Raw genomic sequence first — 25,684 nt, forward strand, 5'->3', positions numbered from 1 at the left:
TCCCCAATCCCCAGTCCCCAATCACAATTGCGCGCGAATCGTAAACGCGTAATCCCCTCCTGGTTCTAATTGATAATCTTGCTGTTCCAAAAATCGTCCTAGAGGTTCTTTGATTAAAGCACGACCCTGGGAAGGTTTAACGGAAAGTTCTCCCAGACGAAAATTCCATTGAAAATGCCACTCAAAATCACCTGCACTCACTTCACCTTCTAGGAAGCCGTGTTGCCAGGATTGGCGAGTGATTTTGACGTGGGCGGTTGTTTCGGGCAAACGTTTAGCACTCACAATGCTTGGTGTTAAGTATGGAACAAAAGCTAACCATTGCAGCTATCTTTTATTTACCAAACTTCGTCGCGATCGACAAACTCACAATCTGAGGATTTTGGTGAGAATGTCGCTTTATTTAAAAGTAATCAAAAACTTGGCGGCGATGCCTACCGAAAAGGCATCGCGGATTTTAGATATTATCTAAAATCCCCATCGATTTTAACGGTTTACTGCCGCAGCTTCTCGTGCTGCTGCTGCCTGGTCTGGGTGAATACCCAAGCGTGTGAGGTTAATCCGTCCTTTATTGTCAATTTCACGCACTTTGACAATGACTTCATCACCTACGGCAACCTCATCTTCTACCTTGCCTACACGATAATCAGCAAGTTGAGAAATATGGATCATTCCTTCCTTACCAGGGAGAAATTCCACAAAAGCACCAATTGGTATAATTCGAGTCACGCGTCCAGCATAAACATCGCCCTCGTTCAATTTGCGAGTCATGCCTTGAACGATATTACGCGCACGTTTAGCTTTATTTTCATCTACCGCAGAAATGGTAACTGTACCATCATCTTCAATGTCAATTTTAGCACCAGTTTCTTCAGTAATTCCCTTGATGGTTTTACCACCGGGGCCAATGACTAGACCAATCATGTCTGGATCAATCTTGATAGTCAACAGACGCGGTGCATAGGGTGAGGTTTCGCTGCGTGGTGTTTCTATGGTTTGCAGCATTTTTTCGAGAATGTGCAACCTAGCCGCTTTGGCTTGGTGGATGGCTTGGGCGATGACATCTAAAGATAAACCAGAGATTTTCATGTCCATTTGTAAGGCTGTAATCCCTGTATCTGTGCCGGCAACTTTAAAGTCCATATCACCTAAAAAGTCTTCAATGCCTTGAATATCGGTGAGGACTCGCACTTCATCGCCTTCTTTAATCAGACCCATCGCCGCACCACTAACAGGTTTAATAATGGGTACACCTGCATCCATTAACGCTAGGGTAGAACCGCACACAGAACCCATTGAGGTAGAACCGTTAGAAGAAAGCACTTCCGAAACTACGCGGATAACGTAGGGGAATTGTTCTTTGGGCGGTAATATTGGTAAAATTGCCCGTTCTGCTAAGGCACCGTGACCAATTTCGCGTCTACCAGGGGCGCGTAATGGTTTGGTTTCCCCGACGGAGAAGGGGGGGAAATTGTAGTGGTGTAGGTAGCGTTTAGATTGGTCGGTTTGGAGGTCGTCGTTCAGGTTTTGGGCATCTCCGGGAGTACCAAGGGTACAGGCGGATAGTACCTGGGTAAGTCCGCGATTAAATAAACCGCTACCGTGGACGCGCTTGGGTAGGACATCAACTTGGCAAGAAACGGGACGAACTTCATCCAGTTTGCGACCATCCACACGCACGTTATCTTCAACGATTTGACGGCGCATGAAGTATTTAGTGATGTCTTTGAAAGTGTTACCCAAAGCTTTGTTATCAGCCGTAGCCGCAACACGGATGGGGTCTTCTTCTGGTAGTTCAGCGATCGCTGTGGCAATATTTTCTTTAACGGCATCTAACGCGTTATCGCGTTCGGTTTTGCCTAAATCAAACTGAGCCAAAATTTTCTTAATTTCATCGCTGGCGCGATCGCGAATATAATTTGCCAAGGTTTGGTCTACCTCTGGCGGTGCTTCCTGCACAAATTCCAAACCGAGTTCCGCTACTAAATCTTGTTGCGCCTTAATTAAATCGCGCACGGCTTCATAGCCAAAATCAATCGCTTCAATAATATCTCGCTCTGGCAGTTGATTCGCGCCTGCTTCCACCATGATTACACCATGTGGTGAACCAGCTACGATCAAATCCAAATCTCCTGCTTCGATTTCTGCATAGGTGGGGTTAATGATAAAGTCATCACCTACCAAACCTACCCGTACTGCTGCCATTGGCCCATTGAAGGGGATTTTAGCAATCAGAGTGGCAATAGAAGCACCTGTCACGGCCAATACATCTGGTGGTACTAGTTCATCCATTGACATGGTGAAAGCCACAACTTGCAAGTCATCCCGCAACCATGAAGGGAACAAAGGACGCAAGGGACGGTCAATCAAACGGCTGGTGAGAATGGCTTTTTCTGGTGGACGACCTTCCCGGCGCATGATCCCACCAGGGATTCTCCCAGCTGCATATAGTCTTTCTTCGTAATCTACTGTCAGGGGAAGGAAATCAATGCCCTCTCTGGCTGCTGATCGCGTAGCTGTTACCAAAACAGCTGTATCCCCTGATTCTATCAACACAGACCCACCGGCTTGCGGTGCTAGTAAGCCTACCTTCAGTCGAATATCCCTTCCATCGAAGGATATTGACTTCTCAAATTCTGCCATTCAGCTTTTTTTCCTTCTCTTTCTTTATTCTCTCTCTGTGGCAATCCTAACATTTATGCCCTCTGGCTGGCTTCTATTACATAACAAATAGCAACAAGTTGCCTAAAGCCAAGCCCAACACCTCTTGAGTGCTGTTAGCGGTAGCGGGGCGTTGAGCCAATGTTAGGTACTGAGTAAAAATAACTAGTACAGTACCACAAGAATAGAGCTATTATTTGGGATAGACAATAACTTTACTAATGTTGTTTGGCTGGAATTGAGGACGCAGGGAATATTATCTTAACAATAATTTGTGTTTTTACAGTATATATTATTGATTTATTATATTAATTAAATATAGAGTTTAAACAATGATTAATAATATTAAATTTATCCTCGAAATGAATATATTAGTTTGGTAATAATTGTAATTCTTGATAAGAATACCAAAAATATTTCATAAATTTAATGATATTAAGGTCTGAGTAATTAAAAAATGGCGATTTTACATGGTAGTTGGTTATTAAAAGAGCAGGAAAATTGTTTATTTATTTGGGGTGAAACTTGGCGATCGCCGCGAGTAAATGTAAATTTTAGTGAATTACCACTGCATCCTTTGGCGATGACAGCAGCAGAGTTAAGTGAGTGGTTGATTGCCGAAAATTTCCCAATTGCAGACTTTAACAGTCAAACAGCACAGAAATCAGGTAATAAAGCTGCACCTACTAAAAAAATCAATTTACCAAGCCATTCTCAAATCATTAATCTCCCGACGCAGATTCTAGAAGTCACCCAGGAAGACACAGCATTAATTGCGCCTGTACACTCGGCGGCTGTAGAATCAGCACCTGATACCAAACCATACTTGCAACCTTGGTTAGTTGAAGGTTTTTGTCTTTCACCTCTAACCGCAACTAAATTTCTCACCTCTTTACCTTTAAATATCGTCAATGGAGAAGATACATTTTTAGGTGGAGATTTACGTTTTTGGTCACAAATTTCCCGTTGGAGTTTAGATTTAATTTCTCGTTCTAAGTTTTTACCAATTATCCAACGACCAGTGAATGGGAATTTTACGGCTCAATGGCAAGTGCTTTTAGATAGTGCCATAGATGGGACTCGGTTAGAAAAGTTTGCGGCAAAAATGCCGTTAATTTGTCGGATTTATCGGGGAATGGGGAATGGGGACACTTCGACAAGCTCAGTGCTTCGCTGGGGACTGGGGAGTGAGGGAGAAGTTAGTCAGTCGCCAATGTATGTGGATTTTCCTTGTCAACCACAGGAATTAATTTTATCGTTTCTCAATAGTGTGATTGATGCTCAAGTGCGAGAAATGATGGGAAATCAAACGCTACTTGAACCCAGGGTGATGGCGGCTTTACCATTACCTGTGCGTCAATGGTTGCAGGCTTTAACGTCTGCATCTGGTGGAGTCAATGCAGATGTAATTGGGGTAGAACGGCTAGAAGCAGCATTAAAAGCCTGGATGCTGCCGTTACAATATCAATTAGCCACTAAAAATCAATTTCGTGCTTGTTTTCAGTTGCTTGCGCCTGATGAGGGAAAAACTGATTGGACATTGGCGTATTTTTTGCAAGCGGCTGATAATCCAGAATATTTAGTAGATGCAGCAACAATTTGGCAACATCCCGTTGAGCAATTAGTTTATCAAAATCGTACCATTGACCAACCCCAGGAAGCGTTATTACGGGGTTTGGGGTTAGCCTCTCGATTTTATCCCGCGATCGCATCCAGTTTAGAAACAGAATCACCCCAATTTTGTAACCTCACCCCCATCCAAGCCTATGAATTTATCAAAGCTGTAGCTTGGCGATTTGAAGATAGTGGACTAGGCGTGATTTTACCTCCAAGTTTAGCCAACCGCGAAGGCTGGGCGAACCGCTTGGGGTTAAAAATTTCCGCCGAAACTTCCAAGAAAAAGCAGGGAAGACTGGGATTACAAAGTTTATTAAACTTTCAATGGCAATTAGCGATCGGTGGACAGACAATTTCTAAAGCCGAATTTGATCGCTTAGTGGCGTTAAATAGTCCTCTGGTAGAAATTAACGGTGAATGGGTGGAATTGCGCCCCCAAGATATTAAAACAGCCCAAAATTTCTTTGCATCCCGAAAAGAACAAATGTCCCTATCTTTAGAAGATGCTTTGCGTTTGAGTACGGGAGATACCCAAGTAATAGAAAAGTTACCAGTCGTTAGCTTTGAAGCATCTGGGGCTTTACAAGAATTAATTGGCGCGCTAACTAATAATCAAGCAGTTGCACCTTTACCCACACCAAAAGACTTCCAAGGACAGTTACGGCCTTATCAAGAAAGAGGCGCAGCTTGGTTAGCTTTTCTAGAACGTTGGGGTTTAGGTGCGTGTCTCGCAGACGACATGGGACTCGGTAAAACTGTTGAGTTCATAGCATTTATTTTATACCTAAAAGAACAAGATGTATTAGAAAAACCCACATTACTTGTTTGTCCGACTTCTGTGTTAGGAAACTGGGAAAGGGAGGTGAAAAAATTTGCCCCGACTCTGAAAGTTATGCAATATCATGGTGATAAACGTCCCAAAGGTAAGACATTTCAAGAAGCAGTCAAGAAGCATGATTTAGTAATTACTAGTTATTCATTAATTCACCGTGATTTGAAATCTTTACAGACAGTTGATTGGCAAATAATTGTGCTGGATGAAGCCCAAAATGTGAAAAATGCTGAAGCAAAACAATCCCAAGCAGTCAGACAATTAGAGTCAACATTTCGTATTGCTTTAACGGGTACGCCCGTAGAAAATAGACTACAAGAATTATGGTCTATTTTAGATTTTCTCAATCCTGGATATTTAGGTAATAAGCAATTCTTTCAACGCCGCTTTGCTATGCCGATTGAAAAATACGGTGATGCAGCATCTTTAAATCAATTGCGTGCTTTGGTACAGCCTTTTATTTTACGCCGTCTCAAAACAGACCGTGAAATTATTCAAGACTTGCCAGAAAAGCAAGAAATGACAGTATTTTGTGGCTTAACTCCAGAACAAGCCGCACTGTATCAAAAAGTAGTAGAAACATCATTAGCTGAAATTGAATCAGCCGAGGGATTGCAACGTCGGGGCATGATTTTAGGCTTATTAATTAAGCTCAAACAAATCTGTAATCATCCAGCCCAGTATTTAAAAGAAGCGAGTTTAGCACAACATAATTCAGCCAAATTGCAACGGCTAGAAGAAATGTTAGAAGAGGCGTTAGAAGAAGGCGATCGCGCCCTCATTTTCACCCAATTTGCCGAATGGGGTAAACTCCTCAAACCCCACCTAGAAAAGCATCTTGGACGTGAAATCTTCTTTTTATATGGGAGTACCACCAAAAAGCAACGGGAAGAAATGATTGACCGTTTCCAACACGATCCTCAAGGGCCACCAATCATGATTTTATCCCTCAAAGCTGGCGGTGTCGGCTTAAATTTAACCAGAGCAAATCATGTATTCCACTTTGATAGATGGTGGAATCCCGCCGTAGAAAATCAAGCTACAGACCGAGTATTTCGCATTGGACAAACCCGTAATGTGCAAGTACATAAATTCGTTTGCACCGGCACATTAGAAGAAAAAATTCATGACATGATTGAAAGCAAAAAACAACTAGCAGAACAAGTAGTGGGTGCAGGCGAAGAATGGTTAACAGAATTAGACACAGACCAACTACGTAACTTATTAATATTAGACCGCAACGCAGTCATTGAAGAAGAGACAGAATAAAGAAAAAAAATTAGGGACTTCCAGAAAATAAATTATTCAATTTCTGAGAGAGAATATTTTGATTTTTTCCTCTGCTCCCTGCTCCCTGCCCCCTACAGCGATTGTATATTTTTTTAGTTTGAAGTCCTTTACCTTCTTCTCTCTCCGCGCTCCTCTGCGTTTACCTTTGCACCCCTTTGCGTTCAAAATATGCAATATTAGGGGAAAAATATCATATCCCTGTGCTATGTCATCAAACCACTTTGCTCACGGTTACGCCTTGTTAATTGGAGTTGGTAAAACAGCCGATTCTAGAGTGAGCCAATTGCCTGCAACAATTAAAGATGTACAAGCTTTAAAAAACGTGTTAATCGACCCAAACTATTGTGCTTACTTGGACGATGCAGAACATATTCGTTTATTGCAAAATGAGCAGACAACACGCACAGCAATTTTAGATGGATTAACGTGGCTACAAGAAAAAGCTGCTAGTGATCAAGACGCAACAATAGTAATTTATTACTCTGGGCATGGTTACTTAGACTTATCAACTCAGTCTTATTATTTGGTGCAATATGACATTAATTGCGATGACATTCCTAAGACCGCGCTATCTGCCGCAGCATTAACTCAAGCCCTGCGGCAAATTCCAGCAAAACGGTTGTGGGTAGTCATTGACAGTTGTCATGCAGAAGGGATGGCTACATCCAAAGGAGGAGAATTACCTGCTGACTTTATCCCCACAGCCTTACCCAAGGGCGTAGTCGAAGCACTCAAGCAAGGTGAAGGCAGGGCAGTATTTACTTCCTCCAGGGGAAATCAGAGTTCTTACATACGTCCTGATGGCAGTATGAGCATCTACAGTTATCATCTCATTGAGGCGTTAAAGGGAGCAGCGAATCAAGCAGGGGATGCCAAAGTTATGCTTTCCAACTTGATTAACTACTTAGGTAAAACCGTGCGAGAGAGTGCCAGAACCTTATGTAAAAGAGAACAAACCCCATTTTTTGATACAGCAATGGAAGATTTCCCCATTGCTATGTTGTGCGGGGGAAAGGGACTAGGGAAATTTACCACAACCCCAGACTTACCTAAAATCATGACAGATGAACAAGTGGTAACACCTGCACTAGCAATGGCGCGTCGCTCACTACAAATTTTAGAAGAGCAAGCTGCTGGATTTGACAAACTGTCTATACCTGCTCATCTGCGAATTCAACTAGAAGAAAAACGTCAAGAAGTAGCAGAGTTAGAAGCTAGACTGAGAAAAACAGAGTAAGTAATTTCCGCAGGCTGCTATGGAAGAGCGCACAAACTTGGAACAAATGCTTTCTACTGCTCAGATGATATTACAAGTTTTGGAACAGCAGGCGGCAGGTTATACCAACTTGACTATTCCGGCTCACCTCAAGGTGCAACTAGAGGAGAAACGCCAGGAAGTCGCTAGCTTAAAAGCAAGATTAAGCCAATTACAAGGACATCAACCAGCCAATTTACCCGATAATCTACCCCGCTATCATGATGTATTTGTCGGACGCAAACCAGAAATTGAACGTTGCTTAGAAGCACTCTCACCAGAGGAACGGGGCTGGGGTGTGACCATTGATGGGATTGGGGGTATGGGCAAAACAGCATTGGCACTGGAGGTAGCACACCTTGCCCGTAAGGAAGCGATGTTTGACGCTTACCTGTTCGTGTCTGCTAAAACTACCTGGCTGACAGCCGAGGGAGTGCGGGAAGAAACTCTGGCCTTGTCTTCCCTGGATAGCTTTTGTCGAGAATTTGCTAGAGTGCTGGGACAGGCAGAGATTGTCAACATGAGTGATGCCACAGAACGCCGCCGCGCCCTTTTAGATGCCCTGCGAGGACGGCGCACGCTGTTGATTTGGGACAACCTGGAAACATTGAACGCAGAAGAACGCGATATGATTGCCGAGTTTGTGCGGAAGTTGCCCAACCCCAACAAAGCCATCATCACCAGCCGCCGCCGCACTGGAGAAAGCGCACTCACCATTCGTTTAGACCGACTCTCTGAGGCGGATGCTTTGGAATTAATGAGAGAAAAGGGAAAGAAAAACCCCCTTCTAGGTGAGCAACTAAAGGCTACGACACGACAAACTTTAATTGCTGTGTATGAAGCGGCTGGTGGCAACCCCCTAGCCCTAGATTGGACATTGGGACAGGTGGCACACAAAGGCTACTCTATCAATCTTGCCCTGGAGCGATTGCGGAATGCTGCTAAATCCCCTGATCTCTATGGGTTTCTGTTTGCTGATGCTGCTCAAACGCTCACTCCAAATGATCGCAAAGTTCTATCTGCCCTGTCTGTGTTCCTCACACCAGCCAAAGCTGTAGCTCTGGCAGATGCCACGGGTTTGGCTAGTACCGAGATCCAAGTTTCTTTGGAGCGGTTAGTCACTTTATCATTGGTAAATGACTTAGATGGAGAACGGTTTGCTCTGCACCCCCTCACCCGCACTTATGTCAAGGCAAATTTGGAAACAACGGATATCGTAGGGACGCTGCGCTACTGGGTGGACTATGCCCAAAAGTACGGGGGTAGTGGCAAAGATGCCTACAAAACATATGACAAGTTAGAAGCCGAATGGCAAAACCTAGAGGGTGTGGCAACAACCCTGCGAGAAATGGCAGGCATCTCTGGTACACTGAAAGACAAACAAGCTGCCCAAATGCTCATCGATTTGGAAAGCGCTTTGCATAACTTCCTCTGGTTTCGCGGTTACTGGGATGAGCGTGTGCGCTTGGGTGAGTGGGTGTATCAGGCAGGAAAAGTACTAGGTCAGTGGAGTGATGCTGGTTGGGGTGCTGATCACGTAGTCTGGATTCACTATCATCGCGCAGAGACAGAACGGGCGGCAAGTTGGGCGGCGCAGATGGTAGAAGCTATGGAGCGAGGCGGTAGCCGTAGTGATAAAGCTTCTGCAATTCACCTGCAAGGATTAATTGCCGAGCAACGCCAGGAATGGATGGAGGCGGAGCGATTTTATCAAGAAGCATTAGCAATTGGGCGAGAGTTGGGGGAAGAAGAAAATGAGGCGATCTCTCTCAACGCTTTGGGAGGTGTTGCGCGATCGCAAAAACACTATGACCGCGCCGAGTCCTACGTCAAGGAAGCATTGGCGATCGCGCAAAAGTTAGGTAATAAAGAACTTCAGGCAAGTTTTTTCGGCAACTTCGGAAATCTAGCCCTTGAGCGCAACCAACCTACAGAAGCCCGCTCCTGGCACGAGCGTCAGTTAGCATTGGCGCAGGAAGTGGGACAGCAAGACTTGGTAGCTGGTGCTAAATCAGGACTGGCGATGGTTCTGGAAGAGGAGGAGCGTTATACAGAGGCACTACCCTTGGCACAGGCTGCCCTAGAAATCCGAGAACGCCTGCGCGATAGATATTTGGCTTGGACTCGCCAATTAGTTGAGCGGTTGCAACGCAAAGCAGGGATGAAATAATTAAATCAATTCGCAATGGGCTAACGCCCCGCTCCGCTAACACAATTTGCAATTCGCAATTTTTTCTCCAACCTAACCTTCAACCCTTTACCTTCAAGGAGAGAGGCTTTGAAAGCTAGGTTTACTTTTTCTCTGGTTGTATGAAACCACCCTGATAGGGAGAAGTTTGGAGAGGGGTGTCAAGAATAAATTACATATTTTATTAAATAGTAATTAGCAATTAATTATGACAAACACAACACTACAAGCAAGCCGAGAATGGTGGTCACAAAGATGGTTAGAACTACTCGATTCCTACCGCTTTAAAAAACGCTTAGAACGTGCGAGAAACTACGCTCGTCAAGGTAACGTTCTCAGCATTGAATTTAAAGGTGCGAAAGTATTAGCTAAAGTCCAAGGTAGTGAAGTCGAACCTTATAAAGTTTCTCTTTCTCTAGATTCTTTTAGTGATGAAGAGTGGGGCTATATTATTGAAACCATGTCCAAAAAAGCTGTTTTCGCCGCTAAATTATTAGCAGGAGAAATGCCCCAAAATATTGAAGAAGTATTCACAGCTAATGGTTTGTCTCTATTTCCCTTCACCTTGGGTGATGTTCATAGTAAATGTTCTTGTCCTGATAAGGCTAACCCCTGTAAACATATCGGTGCAATTTACTATCAGTTAGGCGATAGATTCAGCGAAGACCCCTTTGTTTTATTCCAATTACGAGGTAGAACTAAAGAACAAATTATTAGTGATTTACGCCAATTACGGGGCGAAAAATTAGAAGTTAAAACAACTAAAACAGATGATGGACAAAAACTAATTAACAGGCATCAATCTAGTGTCAAAATTGATGAATGCTGGCAATATAATGAGCCACTAGATTCTTCTTTAGTAGTGATTACACCATCAAGTAATGAAACTGTTTTAGATATGTTGGGTGCTATTCCTTTAGCCAAAACAGAGGATGATGCTATTAACTTAAATTCTAGCGATGTAGTGATGAAGTATTTAGAGACTCTATATAAAGATGTTAGCCAAAAAGCGATGTTAGCAGCAATGAATGTGGGTGGTAGTTAAGTTTTCTTTAGTTAACAGTCAACCAATTTTGGATTTTAGGAAACACCAAAAAATAAACTATCCTAAATAAACAGCTTAGTAGGGTGCGTCAGTGCGAGAAAACCTAACTATACCAAGAGATTATTCATACTGACGCACCCTACAGTTTGGATATTTTTTTATCTAGAATTTCCCTAAAGAAAAAGGCTCTTGCTGTTACACAAGAGCCGCAAAAGCGTTCGATTGTCAGTGATGAATAAAGTTTAGAACCTAGTCAAGATCATTCATGAACATTACTGGTTCATTCTCACGGTCAATACCTTTCTCGAAACCACCAGCAGCAGCACGAGCGCGTCCAGCGTGCCACAAGTGACCTACGAGGAAGAAGAAACCTAAGACGAAGTGAGAAGTTGCCAACCACGCGCGAGGAGATACGTAGTTGAAGGAGTTAATTTCGGTAGCCACACCACCTACAGAGTTCAAAGAACCCAGAGGAGCGTGAGTCATGTATTCAGCAGCACGACGAGCTTGCCAAGGCTGAATATCATTCTTGATTTTTTCTAGGTCAAGACCGTTAGGCCCACGTAGAGGCTCTAACCAAGGGCCGCGGAAATCCCAGAAGCGCATGGTTTCACCACCGAAGATGATTTCACCTGTAGGAGAGCGCATCAAGTATTTACCCAGACCTGTGGGGCCTTGAGCAGAACCAACGTTAGCACCTAAGCGTTGGTCACGAATCAAGAAGGTTAAAGCTTGAGCTTGAGAAGCTTCAGGGCCAGTTGGGCCGAAGAATTCGCTGGGGTAAACGGTGTTGTTGTACCAAACCATGCAAGAAGCAATGAAGCCCATTAAGGACAACGCGCCCAAGCTGTAGGATAGGTAAGCTTCACCAGACCAGATGAAAGCACGACGCGCCCAACCAAAAGGCTTGGTGAAAATGTGCCAAATACCACCAGAGATACAGATTAAAGCAATCCAAATGTGACCGCCGATAACATCTTCCATGTTATCTACGCTGACAATCCAGCCTTCGCCACCAAAAGGAGATTTGATTAAATAACCGAAGATGACGGCAGGGTTGAGGGTTGGATTGGTAATTACACGCACATCACCGCCACCAGGGGCCCAGGTATCGTAGACACCGCCGAAGAACATCGCCTTCAGCACTAACAGCAACGCACCACAACCCAAAATGATCAGGTGGAAACCGATGATGTTGGTCATTTTGTTTTTGTCTTTCCAGTCATAACCGAAGAAGGAAGAATACTCTTCTAAGGTTTCTGGGCCGCGTACAGCGTGATAAATACCACCAAAGCCCAGGACTGCGGAAGAAATGAGGTGAAGTACACCAGCTACGAAGTAAGGGAAGGTGTCAAAAACTTCACCACCAGCACCTACACCCCAACCTAAAGTAGCGAGGTGAGGTAACAGGATTAAACCCTGTTCGTACATTGGTTTTTCTGGAACGAAGTGAGCGACTTCAAATAAGGTCATCGCTCCAGCCCAGAAGACAATCAAACCAGCGTGAGCAACGTGTGCGCCCAGCAGTTTACCAGATAAGTTGATGAGGCGAGCATTACCAGACCACCAAGCGAAACCTGTGGATTCTTGGTCGCGTCCGCCGCCCATAACGGCAGTTCTATTAGAGAGCGTTACCACGTGGTAGTACCTCTTCGGGGAATACAAATTTTTCGTGAGGCTGGTCTTGAGGAGCCATCCAAGCGCGGATACCCTCATTCAGCAAAATGTTCTTGGTATAGAAAGTTTCAAATTCTGGGTCTTCAGCCGCGCGCAACTCTTGGGATACGAAGTCATACGCCCGCAAGTTGAGTGCTAAACCAACGATACCCACAGCCGCCATCCACAATCCTGTGACGGGTACGAACAGCATGAAGAAGTGTAACCAACGTTTGTTGGAGAAGGCAATCCCGAATATCTGTGACCAGAATCGGTTGGCTGTCACCATTGAGTAGGTTTCTTCTGATTGGGTGGGGTTGAAGGCGCGGAAGGTGTTGGCTCCTTCGCCGTCTTCAAATAGGGTGTTTTCTACTGTGGCTCCATGAATCGCACACAATAGCGCACCACCTAATACACCCGCTACTCCCATCATGTGGAAGGGGTTGAGGGTGAAGTTGTGGAACCCTTGTACGAATAGGATGAACCGGAAAATTCCTGCTACTCCGAAGCTGGGTGCAAAGAACCAGCTAGATTGTCCCAAGGGGTACATCAAGAAGACGCTGACGAATACCGCGATGGGGGCTGAGAATGCTAGGGCGTTGTATGGTCTAATTCCTACTAACCGTGCAATCTCGAATTGACGTAGCATGAAGCCGATTAATCCGAAGGCTCCGTGTAATGCTACGAATGGCCATAATCCACCTAGTTGACACCAACGGGTGAAGTCGCCTTGGGCTTCTGGCCCCCACAACAGCAATAGGGAGTGTCCTAAGCTGTCTGCTGGTGTGGATACTGCTACTGTTAGGAAGTTACATCCTTCTAGGTAGGATGATGCTAGTCCGTGGGTGTACCAGGATGTGACGAAGGTTGTACCGGTTAGCCAACCGCCTAATGCTAGGAAGGCGCAGGGGAATAGTAATATCCCTGACCACCCTACGAATACGAAGCGATCGCGCTTTAACCAGTCGTCTAGTACGTCAAACCACCCTCTACTGGGGGCGCGTCCTACTGCGATGGTCATCTAACTAAATCCTCTTTTACTAAAATTGCAACGTTTCTAAGCAGAACCTTTGAGGAGTTTCATCCCGTAAGCGACTGCCGCGAGGAAATAACGTTTTTTTTGACAATTTCAGCAGTTTACCACTACTGAGTTTCTGAGATTCTGCTAATTATGAAAGTCAGCGTTTCTCAGGCATATGTCGTTACACGTACCACAAGCTAGTTACCTAGCTTGTAGTAACTTAATGCTTCTTAACTTATCACATTGTTCGGGTTTTCGCTCAACCCACTTAGGGAAATCAAGTATTGATCACGATCCTACTAAATACTATCAATATCAGAAATTTTACAATCTGACACAACTTTTCTCAGAAATCTTATTTAGGGGGTTGGGGACTGGGGACTGGGGATTGGGGATTGGGGATTGGGGATTGGGGATTGGGAGAAAAGAGCAGGGGAAGCAGGGGAAGAAATATTAATGGCTGTGGACTATTGACTAATGACTAATGACTAATGACTAAACATTAAACTTGCAAGACATCCTGTTAAAATGGCAGACTTTTAGTGAAAGGGAAGCACTCACAGGCCAAGGTAGTTCAATGACTGGATCAACAACTGTTAACAAAGGCGATCGCCTTCTACATCAAAACGTCCTCGGTTCGCGTAGGTTTAGTAACTACTGGTGGGCAACTATCGTGACAATGGGAGCTACAGGCTTTTTATTGGCAGGTCTATCCAGTTACTTAAAAGTCAATTTACTCATAGTTACCGACCCGTCTCAATTAGTATTTATCCCCCAAGGACTAGTAATGGGGCTTTATGGTACGGCAGGGCTGCTATTAGCATCGTATTTGTGGCTAGCTATCCTTTTGGATCTGGGCGGCGGCTACAACGATTTCAATAAGGAAACTGGTTACTTGAAAATCTTTCGCTGGGGTTTTCCTGGCAAAAATCGGCGGATTGAAATCGACTCTCGTATTCAAGATGTGCAGTCTGTGCGGATAGAAATTAAAGAAGGGATCAATCCTCGACGTGCGCTGTATTTGCGTGTTAAAGGCCGTCGTGACATTCCTTTGACACGGGTAGGACAACCATTACCGCTATCCGAGTTAGAAACTCAAGGTGCAGAATTGGCCAGATTTTTAGAAGTTCCATTAGAGGGACTTTAACAGAAAAAAGGCTCTCATGAAAAAGGCAAAGTGTTAATTCACATTAGACGTAATTAACAATCAACATCTTTTGCCTTTTTCCCAGCCACTTGCCGCTTGCCAAAAACAGGCTAAGATACACTGGTTGAGTCAGTAATGGCAATGCGGTTAAAAGTTTCACAATTTTTTGTTGCACTTGTGATAGTTGGTGCTTTGATGTTGGGGGCTGTTCTACACAGCAGGCTAGTTCCACTACCTCCCAAACATCAACAACAGCCGAAACAACCACGACAGCAACCACTGAAGCAACCACTGTATCTAATAATACAAATGAGAGTGTTCCAGGTATGAAAGATTTACCCCGTCTTGAAGGTAAAGCTACCGTGGTGATGACGGTCAACGGCTCGCCGATTACTATCGAGGTAGACGGTACAAATGCTCCCATCACAGCTGGTAACTTTGTCGATTTAGTTCAAAAGGGCGTTTACGATGGTTTGGTGTTCCATCGTGTTGTACGTGATCCCCAGCCGTTTGTAGTGCAAGGTGGCGATCCTCAAAGTAAAGAAGGCTCAAATGTTCCTGCTAGCAGATGGGGAACAGGCGGTTACATTGATGCTGTAAGTAAGAAAGAACGTTATATACCCTTAGAAATCAAACCCGAAGGGGAAGCTAGCCCAATTTACAGTAAAACATTTGAGCAAGCACGTATTACCAAAGCACCTCAATTAAGACATAAACAAGGTGCGGTAGCGATGGCGCGATCGCAAAACCCTGATTCTGCATCTTCTCAGTTCTATTTTGCGCTAGCAGATTTAGGATTTTTAGATGGTAACTATGCCGTATTCGGTTATGTCACCGATGGTTTTGACGTAGTTAACAAAATTCAGCAAGGCGATCGCATCACTTCTGCTAAAGTCACTCAAGGCGGCGAAAACTTGAAAGTTGGACAATAGTTTTTGGGCATGGGGCATTGGGGCATGGGGCATAGGAGAGCAAAACACTTAAATATTCTCCCCTATACCCTTACACCCTTACACCCCTATACCCTTGTTGAAATGGTTGAAGTTGTGATCACTGGTATTGGTTTAGTTTCTGCCTTGGGTACAAGTCTAGAGGGGAGTTGGCAGAAATTAATTGCTGGTGAGTCTGGAATTAAGCTACATCAACCGTTTCAGGAATTAGAACCACTACCTCTGGGTCTAATTGGTCAACAACCAGCTAGTTTAAGAATGCTTACTGAGCTGGTTGTTGATGCCGCAATCAAGGATGCTGGTATATTGACAAAATTACCAAATTGTGCAGTTGTAATTGGTTCTAGTCGTAGCCATCAAGCATCCTGGGAAAAATTGGCGAGGAATAGGTATACAAAATCTCTCAATCAAGACTTATCTGTCATCGGGGAAAGATTAGAGGATTGGTTAGAGACTTTACCTCACATGAATGCGATCGCATCTGCTAGACAAATTGGTGCAGAAGGGATAGTTTTAGCACCAATGGCTGCTTGTTCTACGGGAATTTGGGCAATTTCGCAAGCCGCATTATTAATTAAAACAGGACAATGTGAAATAGCGATCGCAGGCGCAACGGAAGCACCTATTACACCCTTGACTATTTCAGGGTTTCAACAAATGGGTGCTTTAGCTAAAACTGGCGCGTATCCTTTTGATAAGCATCGAGAAGGGTTAGTTTTGGGTGAAGGAGGAGCTGTATTTGTTTTAGAATCAAAAGCATTAGCCCAAAAGCGTCAAGCCAAGATTTATGGTGAAATTTTAGGATTTGGGTTGACGGCAGACGCACATCATCCCAATCAACCAGACTTAGAGGGTAAAAGTGCGATCGCAGCTATTAAACAGGCTCTAGAACGCAGTCATATTCAGCCTCATGATATAGATTACATTCATGCTCACGGTACAGCTACCCAGCTAAATGACCAGATGGAAAGTAGCGTGATCAAAAAATTATTTTCCCATTCGGTCGCAGTTAGTTCCACTAAGGGAGCTACAGGTCATACACTAGGAGCATCGGGAGCTTTAGGATTAGCTTTTACATTGTTAGGGATGCAACACCAAATTTTGCCTCCAAACATAGGATTAAAGCAATCGGAATTTGACTTGAATTTTGTTCGCACCGCGTATCATTGTCAAATTCGCCAAGCACTATGTTTAAGTTTTGGTTTCGGCGGACAAAATGCGGTGATTGTGGTTAAGAAAAATTAGTAATCACCGCATTTTATTAGTTGAGAAATATTCAAATGAACTCTATCTGTGAATTAGGGGAAAATCCAGTAGGAAGATTTTCCAGCGTAGCAAATTTGTTTCCTTCAAAAAACAAACTACCAGTAGAGGCATCGTAGCTAAAATTATTAATATCAGTAGTGCCGAACATCACTTGATAAATCTGGATTTTGTCACCTTCACTAATATTAAAGTCTTTAATAATATCTACCCCTTCAGATACATTATTAAAGACAAATTTATCTTGACCTAAACCACCAGTGAGGATATCGTTACCATCACCACCCATCAAAGAGTCATCACCATCACCACTAAGCAAAGTATCATCATCGCCTTCTCCCATGAGAGTGTCGTTACCACTCCCGCCTGTTAAATAATCATTGCCAAAGTAACCCCAAATGTAATCATCACCACTACCACCATTGAGGTTATCGTCGCCTTCATATCCATCTAGAAAATCATCACCACCGTTACCTATTAACAGGTTATTTTGACTGTCTCCGACGATATCATCACTTTGATTTGAGCCTTTGACATTATCAAAGTTTTCTATGGCAAATGATTTAATTCCAGAAAGACTAATAACATCGAAAAATTGATAGTTAAGATTCACATTAATTGAGGTATTGGAGTCTGCTGTGGAAGCATCAATAATGTTATTACTGGCATTCGCGTTAACAACAACTCTTTCTATGTTGACTAGTTCATCTTCACCTAAACCACCATCTTTTTGAATCACACCAGTTTGTAAGAAAGTGATATTTTTGGTGATTTGGCTATAGTCGGCAGTGTCATAATCTCCCCCACCATTTAAGGTATTGTTACCACTACCCCCATAAAGGATGTCATTCCCATATCCCCCATTAATAATGTCATCGCCACCATAACCAAACAATTGATTATCTTGACTATCACCCGTGAGAGAATCAGCCTGATTTGTCCCTTTAACATCATCAAAATTCACCACATTCCAAGATTGAGAACCATTGACAGTGATAATTTGATTAGCAAGATTGGCATTAATTGAGGTGATAGTAGTCAGTGAGGAAACATCAATAGTATTGTTAGCTGTCGTAGCATCAGCGATGATTGTTTGAATGTCAGTGAGTGTGTCTGTACCTAAAACACCTTTCTTAACAGTATTAACAGGAACAAAAGTAATGCTTTCACCCAATTGACTGTAATCAGCACGATTATTACCAGTCCCACCATCGAGAGTGTCATTACCACCACTCCCTCGGATAGTGTCATCACCACCATTAGCAAATAACTGATTATTGCCAGTATTGCCAGTGATGGTATCATTGCGACTTGTACCCCTGACATGATCAAAGTTGACCACGCTGAGAGTTTTCACACCACTGCTGTTAGTCACAGTTAAAGTCTGAGTTTGGAGATTAGCATTGATGCTGGCGTTGTTTCCCCATGTGGACGCATCGATGATGTCGTGTAAATAACTGCTGTTAGCAATAATCTTTTCGATGTTGAGGATTTGGTCTTGTCCTGATGTGCCTTTGTCGATGCGGTCAATGGCTGTGAGAATGATTTGTTGATAGCGTTGACTGTAATCTGCGGTATCTGTCCCACTTCCACCATTGAGGATGTCGTTACCTGCGCTTGCTTCTAAGATATCTTCGTTTGCACCACCGTCAAGGCTATCGTTGCCATCTTCGCCATTGAGGATGTCTTTTCCATATCCTCCCTCTAGGATGTCGTCTCCACTCCCGCCTTTGAGGATGTCGTCGTTTTCTCCTCCCATCAGGCGATCGCTTTGCGCTCCTCCATACAAGCTATCATTGCCGTATCCGCCATCTAATATGTCTTCTCCTGTGTCTCCGTAGAGGATGTCATCTCCATATCCTCCCTCTAAAATGTCGTTGCTGTAACTCCCGATAATTTCATCATTGCCATTTCCTCCATACAGACTGTCATTCCCGTATCCCCCATTAATAATGTCATCGCCACCATAGCCAAATAATTGATTATCTTGACTATCACCCGTCAGAGAATCAGCCTGATTTGTCCCTTTAACATCATCAAAATTCACCACCCTCCAAGATTGAGAACCATTGACAGTGATAGTTTGATTAGCCAAATTGGCATTAATTGAGGTGATTGTAGTCAGTGAGGAAACATCAATAGTATTGTTAGCTGCCGTGGCATCAGCGATGATTGTTTGAATGTCGGTGAGTGTGTCAGTACCGAGATTAGATTTTTTGATAGTGTTAAAAGGAACAAAAGTAATACTTTGACCAAGTTGACTGTAATCAGCACGATTATTACCAGTCCCACCATCGAGGGTATCGTTACCACCACTTCCTCGGATAGTGTCATCACCACCATTACCAAATAACTGATTATTGCCCAGATTCCCAGTGATGGTATCATTGCGACTTGTACCCCTGACATGATCAAAGTTGACCACGCTGAGAGTTTTCACACCACTGCTATCAGTCACAGTTAAACTTTGAGTTTGCAAATTAGCATTGATGCTGGCGTTGTTTCCCCATGTGGACGCATCGATGATGTCGTGTAAATAACTGCTGTTAGCAATAATCTTTTCGATGTTGAGGATTTGGTCTTGTCCTGATGTGCCTTTGTCGATGCGGTCAATGGCTGTGAGAATGATTTGTTGATAGCGTTGACTGTAATCTGCGGTATCTGTTCCACTTCCGCCATTGAGGATGTCGTTACCTGCGCTGGCTTCTAAAATATCTTCGTTTGCGCCACCATCCAGGCTATCGTTCCCATCTTCGCCATTGAGGATGTCTTTTCCATATCCTCCCTCTAGGATGTCGTCTCCACTCCCGCCTTTGAGGATGTCGTCGTTTTCTCCTCCCATCAGGCGATCGCTTTGCGCTCCTCCATACAAGATATCATTGCCGTAACCGCCATCTAAGGTGTCTTCTCCTGTGTCTCCGTAGAGGGTGTCATCTCCATATCCTCCCTCTATGATGTCGTTGCTGTAACTCCCATTAATTATGTCGTTTCCATTTTCTCCATACAGACTATCATTCCCGTATCCCCCATTAATCGTGTCGTCACCGTCATAACCGTAGATTTGGTCATCATCACTATTACCGATGAGAATGTTATTGAGAGAATTACCTTTAATTAGTCCCATGTTCAAAAATGGTGATTGTGTAACTTCTGATGTCAGCCAACTTTGTGAAGACAGATTTATGAAGTTTGATTAAAAATTAACAAATTCAACATGAAGTTAACATATGTGATATTCAATCAGCAAACATCACCGAATGTGCTAGCAACTAGTTAGCAAATACACCAAGAATGAAAACAGCTAAAAAAATCCCCAATCCCTCACAGGTGTAGGTTTTTTACGTTGTGTACCAAAAACCTTGGTTTTGGGGTGTAGGGGTGTAGGGGTGTAGGGGTGTAGGGGTGTAAGGGTGTAGGGGTGTAAGGGTGTAGGGGTGTAAGGGTGTAGGGGTGTAAGGGTGTAGGGGTGTAGGGGTGAGTGAAACGATGATTCTCTTGTTAGTTTGAGAGTCATCACTCATACCAATTCACAATTCGCAATGGACTAACGTCCCGCTACGCTAACGCAATTCGCAATTGATAAATCCTGACTTGACAAGGTTTTCTGGGTTTCGATCTGTATCAGAATTTTAGTGAATTGGTATCACTGCTGGGTAAAAAACCTACACTTGTGAGATCCCCAATCCCCAGTCCCCAATCCCCAATCCCTAATCCCCCAGAAATCGATATGATATAAAAGTCGATAAAACTTCAAAAATATTCACCAAATGCTGATTCACTCCTCTGGCTTATCCAAGGTCAAGGACTCAGTTACAGAGAAAATCTTCTTCGGTAATGAACCCAGTGCTGAGTTAATCGCCATCCTGACTGTTTACTTTGTCCAAGGAATTTTAGGGTTGGCACGTTTAGCCGTCAGTTTTTTCCTGAAAGATGAATTATCACTGAGTCCGGTTCAGGTATCGGCACTGTTGGGAGTTGTGGCCTTACCTTGGATTATTAAGCCAATATTTGGTTTTATCTCAGATGGTTTACCTATCTTCGGCTATCGTCGCCGTCCCTACTTGATACTATCGGGGATACTAGGTGCGTTATCTTGGGTAAGTTTGGCAACCATAGTTAATGATAGATGGAGTGCGACAGTAGCGATCGCCCTTGGTTCTCTATCCGTAGCCGTTAGTGATGTAATTGTTGACTCATTGGTTGTAGAACGAGCCAGGGTAGAATCCCAAGCAGATGCCGGTTCCCTACAGTCATTGTGTTGGGGTACTTCAGCATTAGGTGGCTTAATCACAGCTTACTTTAGCGGCTTACTACTAGAACACTTCACCACCCGCACTGTATTTTTGATTACAGCCACATTTCCCTTAATTGTTTCCTGTGTCGCTTGGTTAATTGCGGAATCTCCAGTTACTAAGGATACAAGCGAAAACACAGACAATCTCAGCCTCAAAGAACAACTAGTACAGCTACGTCAAGCCATTACTCAAAAAAGCATCTGGCTACCAACAGCATTTGTCTTTATTTGGCAAGCCACACCCACCGCCGATGCAGCCTTTTTCTTCTTCACTACCAACGAACTTCACTTTGAACCAGAATTTTTAGGTAGGGTGAGGTTAGTAACCAGTTTTGCAGCTTTAATTGGGGTGTGGATTTTCCAACGCTTCCTCAAAAGTGTGCCATTTAGAGTTATTTTTGGCTGGAGTACAGTCATTTCCTCCGTTTTGGGTATGACAATGCTACTGTTAGTCACACACACTAACCGCGCGTTAGGTATAGACGACCACTGGTTTAGTCTAGGTGATAGCCTAATTCTCACGGTTATGGGACAAATCGCCTATATGCCGGTGTTAGTCCTAGCAGCCAGATTATGTCCACCTGGAGTAGAAGCGAGTCTATTTGCTTTATTAATGTCAGTTTCCAATTTAGCTGGAATGGTTGCCTACGAATTTGGCGCGATTATTATGCACTGGCTGGGAATTACTGAAAGCAATTTTGATTCATTATGGCTATTAGTCCTAATTACTAATCTCAGCACCTTACTACCATTACCCTTTCTAAATTGGCTACCAGGGGATGATGCCAAAATCGAGACAATCAACGCTGAAACAGCCAAATTAGTTCCCAGTTTAGTTTCTGAATTAAGCCTCAAGGAAATACAATCAGAAACCGTTGATTAAAGATAGTTCAAATTACCTAATCTCTTAGAATTCCTAACTCTAACTTCTATGAAAGTACAGAGTAAATTTACAGATGTGATTTGTAGCATCTGTAAATTATTATGAAAAAATGTCTGAAAAATATACTCGTTGGAAGTCTCCACCAACAATTAATAACTATCAAAATATGCAAGTTTTTCAAAACTCACAATCAGAATTTTTAACTAAATCCTATACATTAGAAGATTGGCAAGGTGGTTATGAGTCTCTTAAAGAAGAGTTTGATTATTGGATTGATGACATAGAAGGAGAAATACCACCGCAATTACAAGGAACATTATTTAGAAACGGGCCAGGATTACTGGATATTAATGGACAGAAAATCCATCATCCTTTTGATGGTGATGGCATGATCAGCCGCATCACCTTTACTAATGGTCGCGCTCATTTCTGCAATCGCTTTGTCAGAACCGAAGGGTATTTAGCAGAACAAAAGGCAGGTAAAATACTCTATCGCGGTGTATTTGGTACACAAAAACCAGGAGGCTGGTTAGCTAATATCTTCGATTTTAAAATCAAAGAAATTGCCAACACTAATGTTATCTACTGGGGTAACAAACTATTAGCTTTGTGGGAAGCTTCTGAGCCATATATTCTTGACCCGTATACATTGGAAACTTTGGGCAAAGAATACTTTGATGGAGTTTTATCTAAAGGTAATACCTTCAGCGCACATCCCCGATTTGACCCTAGTTGTATGCAAGATGATGGCGCACCTTGTTTAGTCAATTTTGCCATTAAACCAGGCCCATCAACGACAATCAAAATTTTTGAATTAAATCCAGCAGCTAAAGTCATCAGAGAACACACTCATCAAGTTTCTGGATTTTGTTTTATTCATGATTTTGTCATTACTCCCCATCACTATATTTTCTTTCAAAATCCTGTTGTTTTTAATCCCCTACCCTTTGTTTTGGGTTTACGTGCTGCTGGAGAATGTATTAAATTTCAACCTGAACAGAAGACTAAAATTATAGTTATTCCTCGTTTTCCCAGACAAGAAAATTCTGAGTTGAAAATTTTAGAAACACAATCAGGTTTTGTTTTTCACCATGTCAACGCTTTTGCTCAAGGTGATGAAATTTTTATTGACTCAATTTGTTACGATAACCTAGCAGAAGTAAAGCCAAACAGCGATTTTCGCCAAGTTGATTTCGCAGCCAGTTCTCCTGGTCAAATGTGGCGATTTCATGTCAATCTTCTAGATGGAAAAGTCGAGCGTCATTTAATTGAGAGTCGCTGTTGTGAGTTTCCCAGCATACATCCTGATTATGTAGGACGCGAACACAGATATATTTACTTAGGTGCAGGTCATGCAGCTAATATCAATGCACCATTACAAGCAATACTCAAGATAGATTTACAGTCTGGAGAAAGACAAATTTGGAGTGCTGCTCCCCGTGGGTTTGTTGGTGAGCCGATTTTTGTACCGCGTCCAGACGCACAAACAGAGGATGATGGCTGGTTACTAGTGGTGGTTTATGATGCTGCTTACCATCGCTCAGATGTGGTGATTTTAGATGCTCGTGATTTAGACAGAGGTGTGATAGCTAAACTACATCTCAAACATCATATCCCCTACGGTTTGCACGGCAACTTTACCTCACAAATTTTTACACCAAATTGATCCCCTAATTGTTTATCTCTATAGGTTCTAGTCAAAACCCACGTTTGGCTAGAACCTATATTTTTTTAAACATAATATAAAAATGTAACAAAAACTACAAAATTCCCATATTTCGCTAAAACGCGAGATAGGCTAGGCATATATGTATCCGGTTCGCCAAAAACCGCGACTAGGAGAAAATCTTATGGTTTCAACCCCTATCAACCCGTTAGAAGCTGCTACCCCAGCGCATATTTGCCCATTTGACCAAGCTTGTAGTTATTTAGACGCAGCTGGGAAAGAATTAAGGTTAGATCAAGGTGTCTTAGAAATTCTCAGCCACCCCCGCAAAGTAGTAACAGTTTCTATCCCTGTGAAATTAGACAGTGGCGATATCCGAGTTCTAGCAGGACATCGAGTCCAACATTCTGATGTTTTAGGCCCCTACAAAGGCGGAACTCGCTACCATCCGTCCGTGACGCTAAGGGAAGTCTCAGCTTTAGCTATGCTGATGACCTGGAAATGCGCCCTGTTGGGTATACCTTATGGTGGCGCAAAAGGTGGCATTGCGATCGACCCAGAAAACTACAGCGTCGCTGAACTAGAGCGCATCACTCGCCGCTATACCAGCGAATTAATTAAAGATATTGGCCCTGCCGTAGATATCCCTGCCCCAGATATGGGAACTTCCGCCCGTGAAATGGCTTGGATGATGGATACTTACTCCGTGAACGTTGGTCATGCTGTACCCGGAGTTGTCACAGGTAAGCCATTATCTATTGGTGGCTCATTGGGACGGGAAATGGCGACTGGACGGGGTGTGATGATTATCGTCCGAGAAGCATTAGCTGATATGGGTAAATCCTTGGAGGGGATGCGAGTAGTTATCCAAGGTTTCGGGAATGTCGGAGGTGCAGCAGCCGAACTACTCCATCAAGCAGGGGCAAAAATTATTGCTGTTTCCACTGCTACAGGTGGTGTGTATTCATCTCACGGTTTGGATATTCCCGCACTCAAAGCTTATGCGGCGGAAAATCGCCGGAGTGTAGTAGGTTTCCCTCAAGCTTCAGCAATTAGCAATGCAGAATTACTCACTTTACGTTGTGATGTGTTAATTCCCGCCGCTTTAGAAAACCAAATCACAGAAGAAAATGCTCACGAAGTCAGAGCGCAAATCATCGCAGAAGCAGCCAACGGCCCAGTAACTTTAGAAGCTAACCGTATTCTAGAAGGACGGGGTGTGACTGTGTTACCAGATATCCTAGCCAATGCTGGGGGTGTAGTAGTTAGTTACCTAGAATGGGTGCAAGGTCTTTCTTACCTATTTTGGGATGAAGTGCGCGTCAACCGCGAAATGGAACACTTAATGGTGCAAGCATATCAACAAGTAGTCCAACAGTCCAAGGCGCGGCGAGTTCCCCTGAGATTAGCAGCCTATACACTAGGAGTAGGTAGAGTAGCTCAAGCCTTACATGACAGAGGTTTGTATCCGTAATTTCTTGGCTTGTAGTGAAGACTGTAGTCCTCAAAATTTAGAGCATAGATTGCTATTGTTGACATGATGCTGAGGTAATGAGATAATCAGCGCAGTCTTTAGGAATATGGTTCTTTTATTAAGTTTGAAAAATAAGTTGGATTGTCCGCGAAACAATCCAACTTAGGCAGGTAGCTAAACCTAGCGTCTTAAAAAAGAACCTAATTCTTAATCAGAACAAGTTATTTTTTGAATGGGAAAAACTTGATAGGTCTGGTACCAATTTTTCCAACGGGTTGTTTGCCACCGAATTCAAATACTATTCTTTTTCCACCAGCGATATCTTTTAAATCTTCCTCAGAAAGTTCGATGGAATACTCTTGATTGTTTTGTTCGTTATTAGACATGGTAGTTTCTCCTTGAATAGTTGAAAAGACAATAAGATACAAACAAAGCGAAAAGA

18 protein-coding genes and 1 pseudogene are annotated in these 25,684 nt (G+C 43.3%); 12 read left to right on the plus strand and 7 right to left on the minus strand.

Features of this window, described 5'->3' with window-relative positions; translation table 11 throughout:
- Positions 1 to 21 precede the first annotated feature (21 nt).
- Positions 22 to 285, minus strand: a complete 264-nt coding sequence (locus CV014_RS02785) for a DUF3146 family protein (RefSeq protein WP_103138613.1) — start codon at positions 283 to 285, stop codon at positions 22 to 24.
- 1 nt (position 286) lies between these two features.
- Between CV014_RS02785 and CV014_RS02790 the strand changes: the two genes are divergently transcribed.
- The gene (locus CV014_RS02790; RefSeq protein WP_236140626.1) at positions 287 to 472 is read left to right on the plus strand and encodes a hypothetical protein; all 186 of its coding nucleotides are present in this window, start codon (positions 287 to 289) and stop codon (positions 470 to 472) included.
- A 14-nt stretch (positions 473 to 486) separates the two neighbouring features.
- Here the strand turns inward: CV014_RS02790 and CV014_RS02795 are convergent, their stop codons facing one another.
- A complete protein-coding gene (locus CV014_RS02795; protein WP_236140627.1) occupies positions 487 to 2,643 on the minus strand; it encodes a polyribonucleotide nucleotidyltransferase in 2,157 nt (718 codons plus the stop codon).
- 475 nt (positions 2,644 to 3,118) lie between these two features.
- Between CV014_RS02795 and CV014_RS02800 the strand changes: the two genes are divergently transcribed.
- The 4 genes from CV014_RS02800 to CV014_RS02815 all read left to right on the plus strand — a co-directional run bounded on the left by CV014_RS02800 (position 3,119) and on the right by CV014_RS02815 (position 10,888).
- Complete coding sequence (locus CV014_RS02800; RefSeq protein ID WP_236140628.1) at positions 3,119 to 6,379, plus strand: DEAD/DEAH box helicase; 3,261 nt, start codon at positions 3,119 to 3,121, stop codon at positions 6,377 to 6,379.
- A gap of 226 nt (positions 6,380 to 6,605) precedes the next feature.
- Positions 6,606 to 7,637: a caspase family protein gene (locus CV014_RS02805; protein ID WP_236140629.1), complete on the plus strand. Its 1,032-nt coding sequence runs from the start codon at positions 6,606 to 6,608 to the stop codon at positions 7,635 to 7,637.
- A 19-nt stretch (positions 7,638 to 7,656) separates the two neighbouring features.
- Positions 7,657 to 9,825, plus strand: a complete 2,169-nt coding sequence (locus tag CV014_RS02810) for a tetratricopeptide repeat protein (RefSeq protein WP_236140630.1) — start codon at positions 7,657 to 7,659, stop codon at positions 9,823 to 9,825.
- Between the two features lie 226 nt (positions 9,826 to 10,051).
- A complete protein-coding gene (locus tag CV014_RS02815) occupies positions 10,052 to 10,888 on the plus strand; it encodes an SWIM zinc finger family protein (protein ID WP_236140631.1) in 837 nt (278 codons plus the stop codon).
- 249 nt (positions 10,889 to 11,137) lie between these two features.
- Here CV014_RS02815 and psbC read toward each other — a convergent pair whose 3' ends face one another.
- Both psbC and psbD read right to left on the minus strand, forming a co-directional pair.
- The gene (gene psbC / locus CV014_RS02820; RefSeq protein ID WP_236140632.1) at positions 11,138 to 12,526 is read right to left on the minus strand and encodes a photosystem II reaction center protein CP43; all 1,389 of its coding nucleotides are present in this window, start codon (positions 12,524 to 12,526) and stop codon (positions 11,138 to 11,140) included.
- Entirely contained in the window at positions 12,510 to 13,565 is a 1,056-nt protein-coding gene (gene psbD, locus CV014_RS02825) for a photosystem II D2 protein (photosystem q(a) protein) (protein ID WP_236140595.1), read from the minus strand. Before psbD ends, psbC begins: the two co-directional genes overlap by 17 nt.
- Before the next feature lie 175 nt (positions 13,566 to 13,740).
- Here psbD and CV014_RS02830 point away from each other — a divergent pair, with 175 nt between their 5' ends.
- The 4 genes and pseudogenes from CV014_RS02830 to CV014_RS02845 all read left to right on the plus strand — a co-directional run bounded on the left by CV014_RS02830 (position 13,741) and on the right by CV014_RS02845 (position 16,907).
- Complete coding sequence (locus CV014_RS02830; protein WP_236140633.1) at positions 13,741 to 14,022, plus strand: hypothetical protein; 282 nt, start codon at positions 13,741 to 13,743, stop codon at positions 14,020 to 14,022.
- Between the two features lie 120 nt (positions 14,023 to 14,142).
- Positions 14,143 to 14,712: a photosystem I assembly protein Ycf4 gene (locus CV014_RS02835; protein WP_236140668.1), complete on the plus strand. Its 570-nt coding sequence runs from the start codon at positions 14,143 to 14,145 to the stop codon at positions 14,710 to 14,712.
- A gap of 141 nt (positions 14,713 to 14,853) precedes the next feature.
- Positions 14,854 to 15,644, plus strand: a pseudogene (locus tag CV014_RS02840) (peptidylprolyl isomerase).
- Positions 15,645 to 15,746: 102 nt separating this feature from the next.
- Positions 15,747 to 16,907, plus strand: coding sequence for a beta-ketoacyl-ACP synthase (locus tag CV014_RS02845; protein ID WP_236140669.1), 1,161 nt, complete (start codon positions 15,747 to 15,749; stop codon positions 16,905 to 16,907).
- A gap of 31 nt (positions 16,908 to 16,938) precedes the next feature.
- Here CV014_RS02845 and CV014_RS02850 read toward each other — a convergent pair whose 3' ends face one another.
- Both CV014_RS02850 and CV014_RS02855 read right to left on the minus strand, forming a co-directional pair.
- Positions 16,939 to 20,049: a calcium-binding protein gene (locus CV014_RS02850; protein ID WP_236140634.1), complete on the minus strand. Its 3,111-nt coding sequence runs from the start codon at positions 20,047 to 20,049 to the stop codon at positions 16,939 to 16,941.
- Between the two features lie 177 nt (positions 20,050 to 20,226).
- The gene (locus tag CV014_RS02855; RefSeq protein ID WP_236140635.1) at positions 20,227 to 20,439 is read right to left on the minus strand and encodes a hypothetical protein; all 213 of its coding nucleotides are present in this window, start codon (positions 20,437 to 20,439) and stop codon (positions 20,227 to 20,229) included.
- A gap of 253 nt (positions 20,440 to 20,692) precedes the next feature.
- Between CV014_RS02855 and CV014_RS02860 the strand changes: the two genes are divergently transcribed.
- From CV014_RS02860 to CV014_RS02870, 3 genes are all read left to right on the plus strand, one after another.
- Entirely contained in the window at positions 20,693 to 22,102 is a 1,410-nt protein-coding gene (locus tag CV014_RS02860) for a folate/biopterin family MFS transporter (protein WP_236140636.1), read from the plus strand.
- A gap of 166 nt (positions 22,103 to 22,268) precedes the next feature.
- Positions 22,269 to 23,768 (plus strand): carotenoid oxygenase family protein, encoded by a 1,500-nt coding sequence (locus CV014_RS02865; protein WP_236140670.1) that lies wholly within the window; start codon positions 22,269 to 22,271, stop codon positions 23,766 to 23,768.
- 184 nt (positions 23,769 to 23,952) lie between these two features.
- Positions 23,953 to 25,242, plus strand: coding sequence for a Glu/Leu/Phe/Val family dehydrogenase (locus CV014_RS02870; RefSeq protein ID WP_236140637.1), 1,290 nt, complete (start codon positions 23,953 to 23,955; stop codon positions 25,240 to 25,242).
- 221 nt (positions 25,243 to 25,463) lie between these two features.
- Here CV014_RS02870 and CV014_RS02875 read toward each other — a convergent pair whose 3' ends face one another.
- Complete coding sequence (locus tag CV014_RS02875) at positions 25,464 to 25,628, minus strand: hypothetical protein (protein WP_236140638.1); 165 nt, start codon at positions 25,626 to 25,628, stop codon at positions 25,464 to 25,466.
- Positions 25,629 to 25,684: the final 56 nt, after the last annotated feature.

Origin of the sequence: Nostoc sp. CMAA1605 (assembly GCF_021596505.1) — a bacterium.
GTDB lineage: Bacteria > Cyanobacteriota > Cyanobacteriia > Cyanobacteriales > Nostocaceae > Trichormus.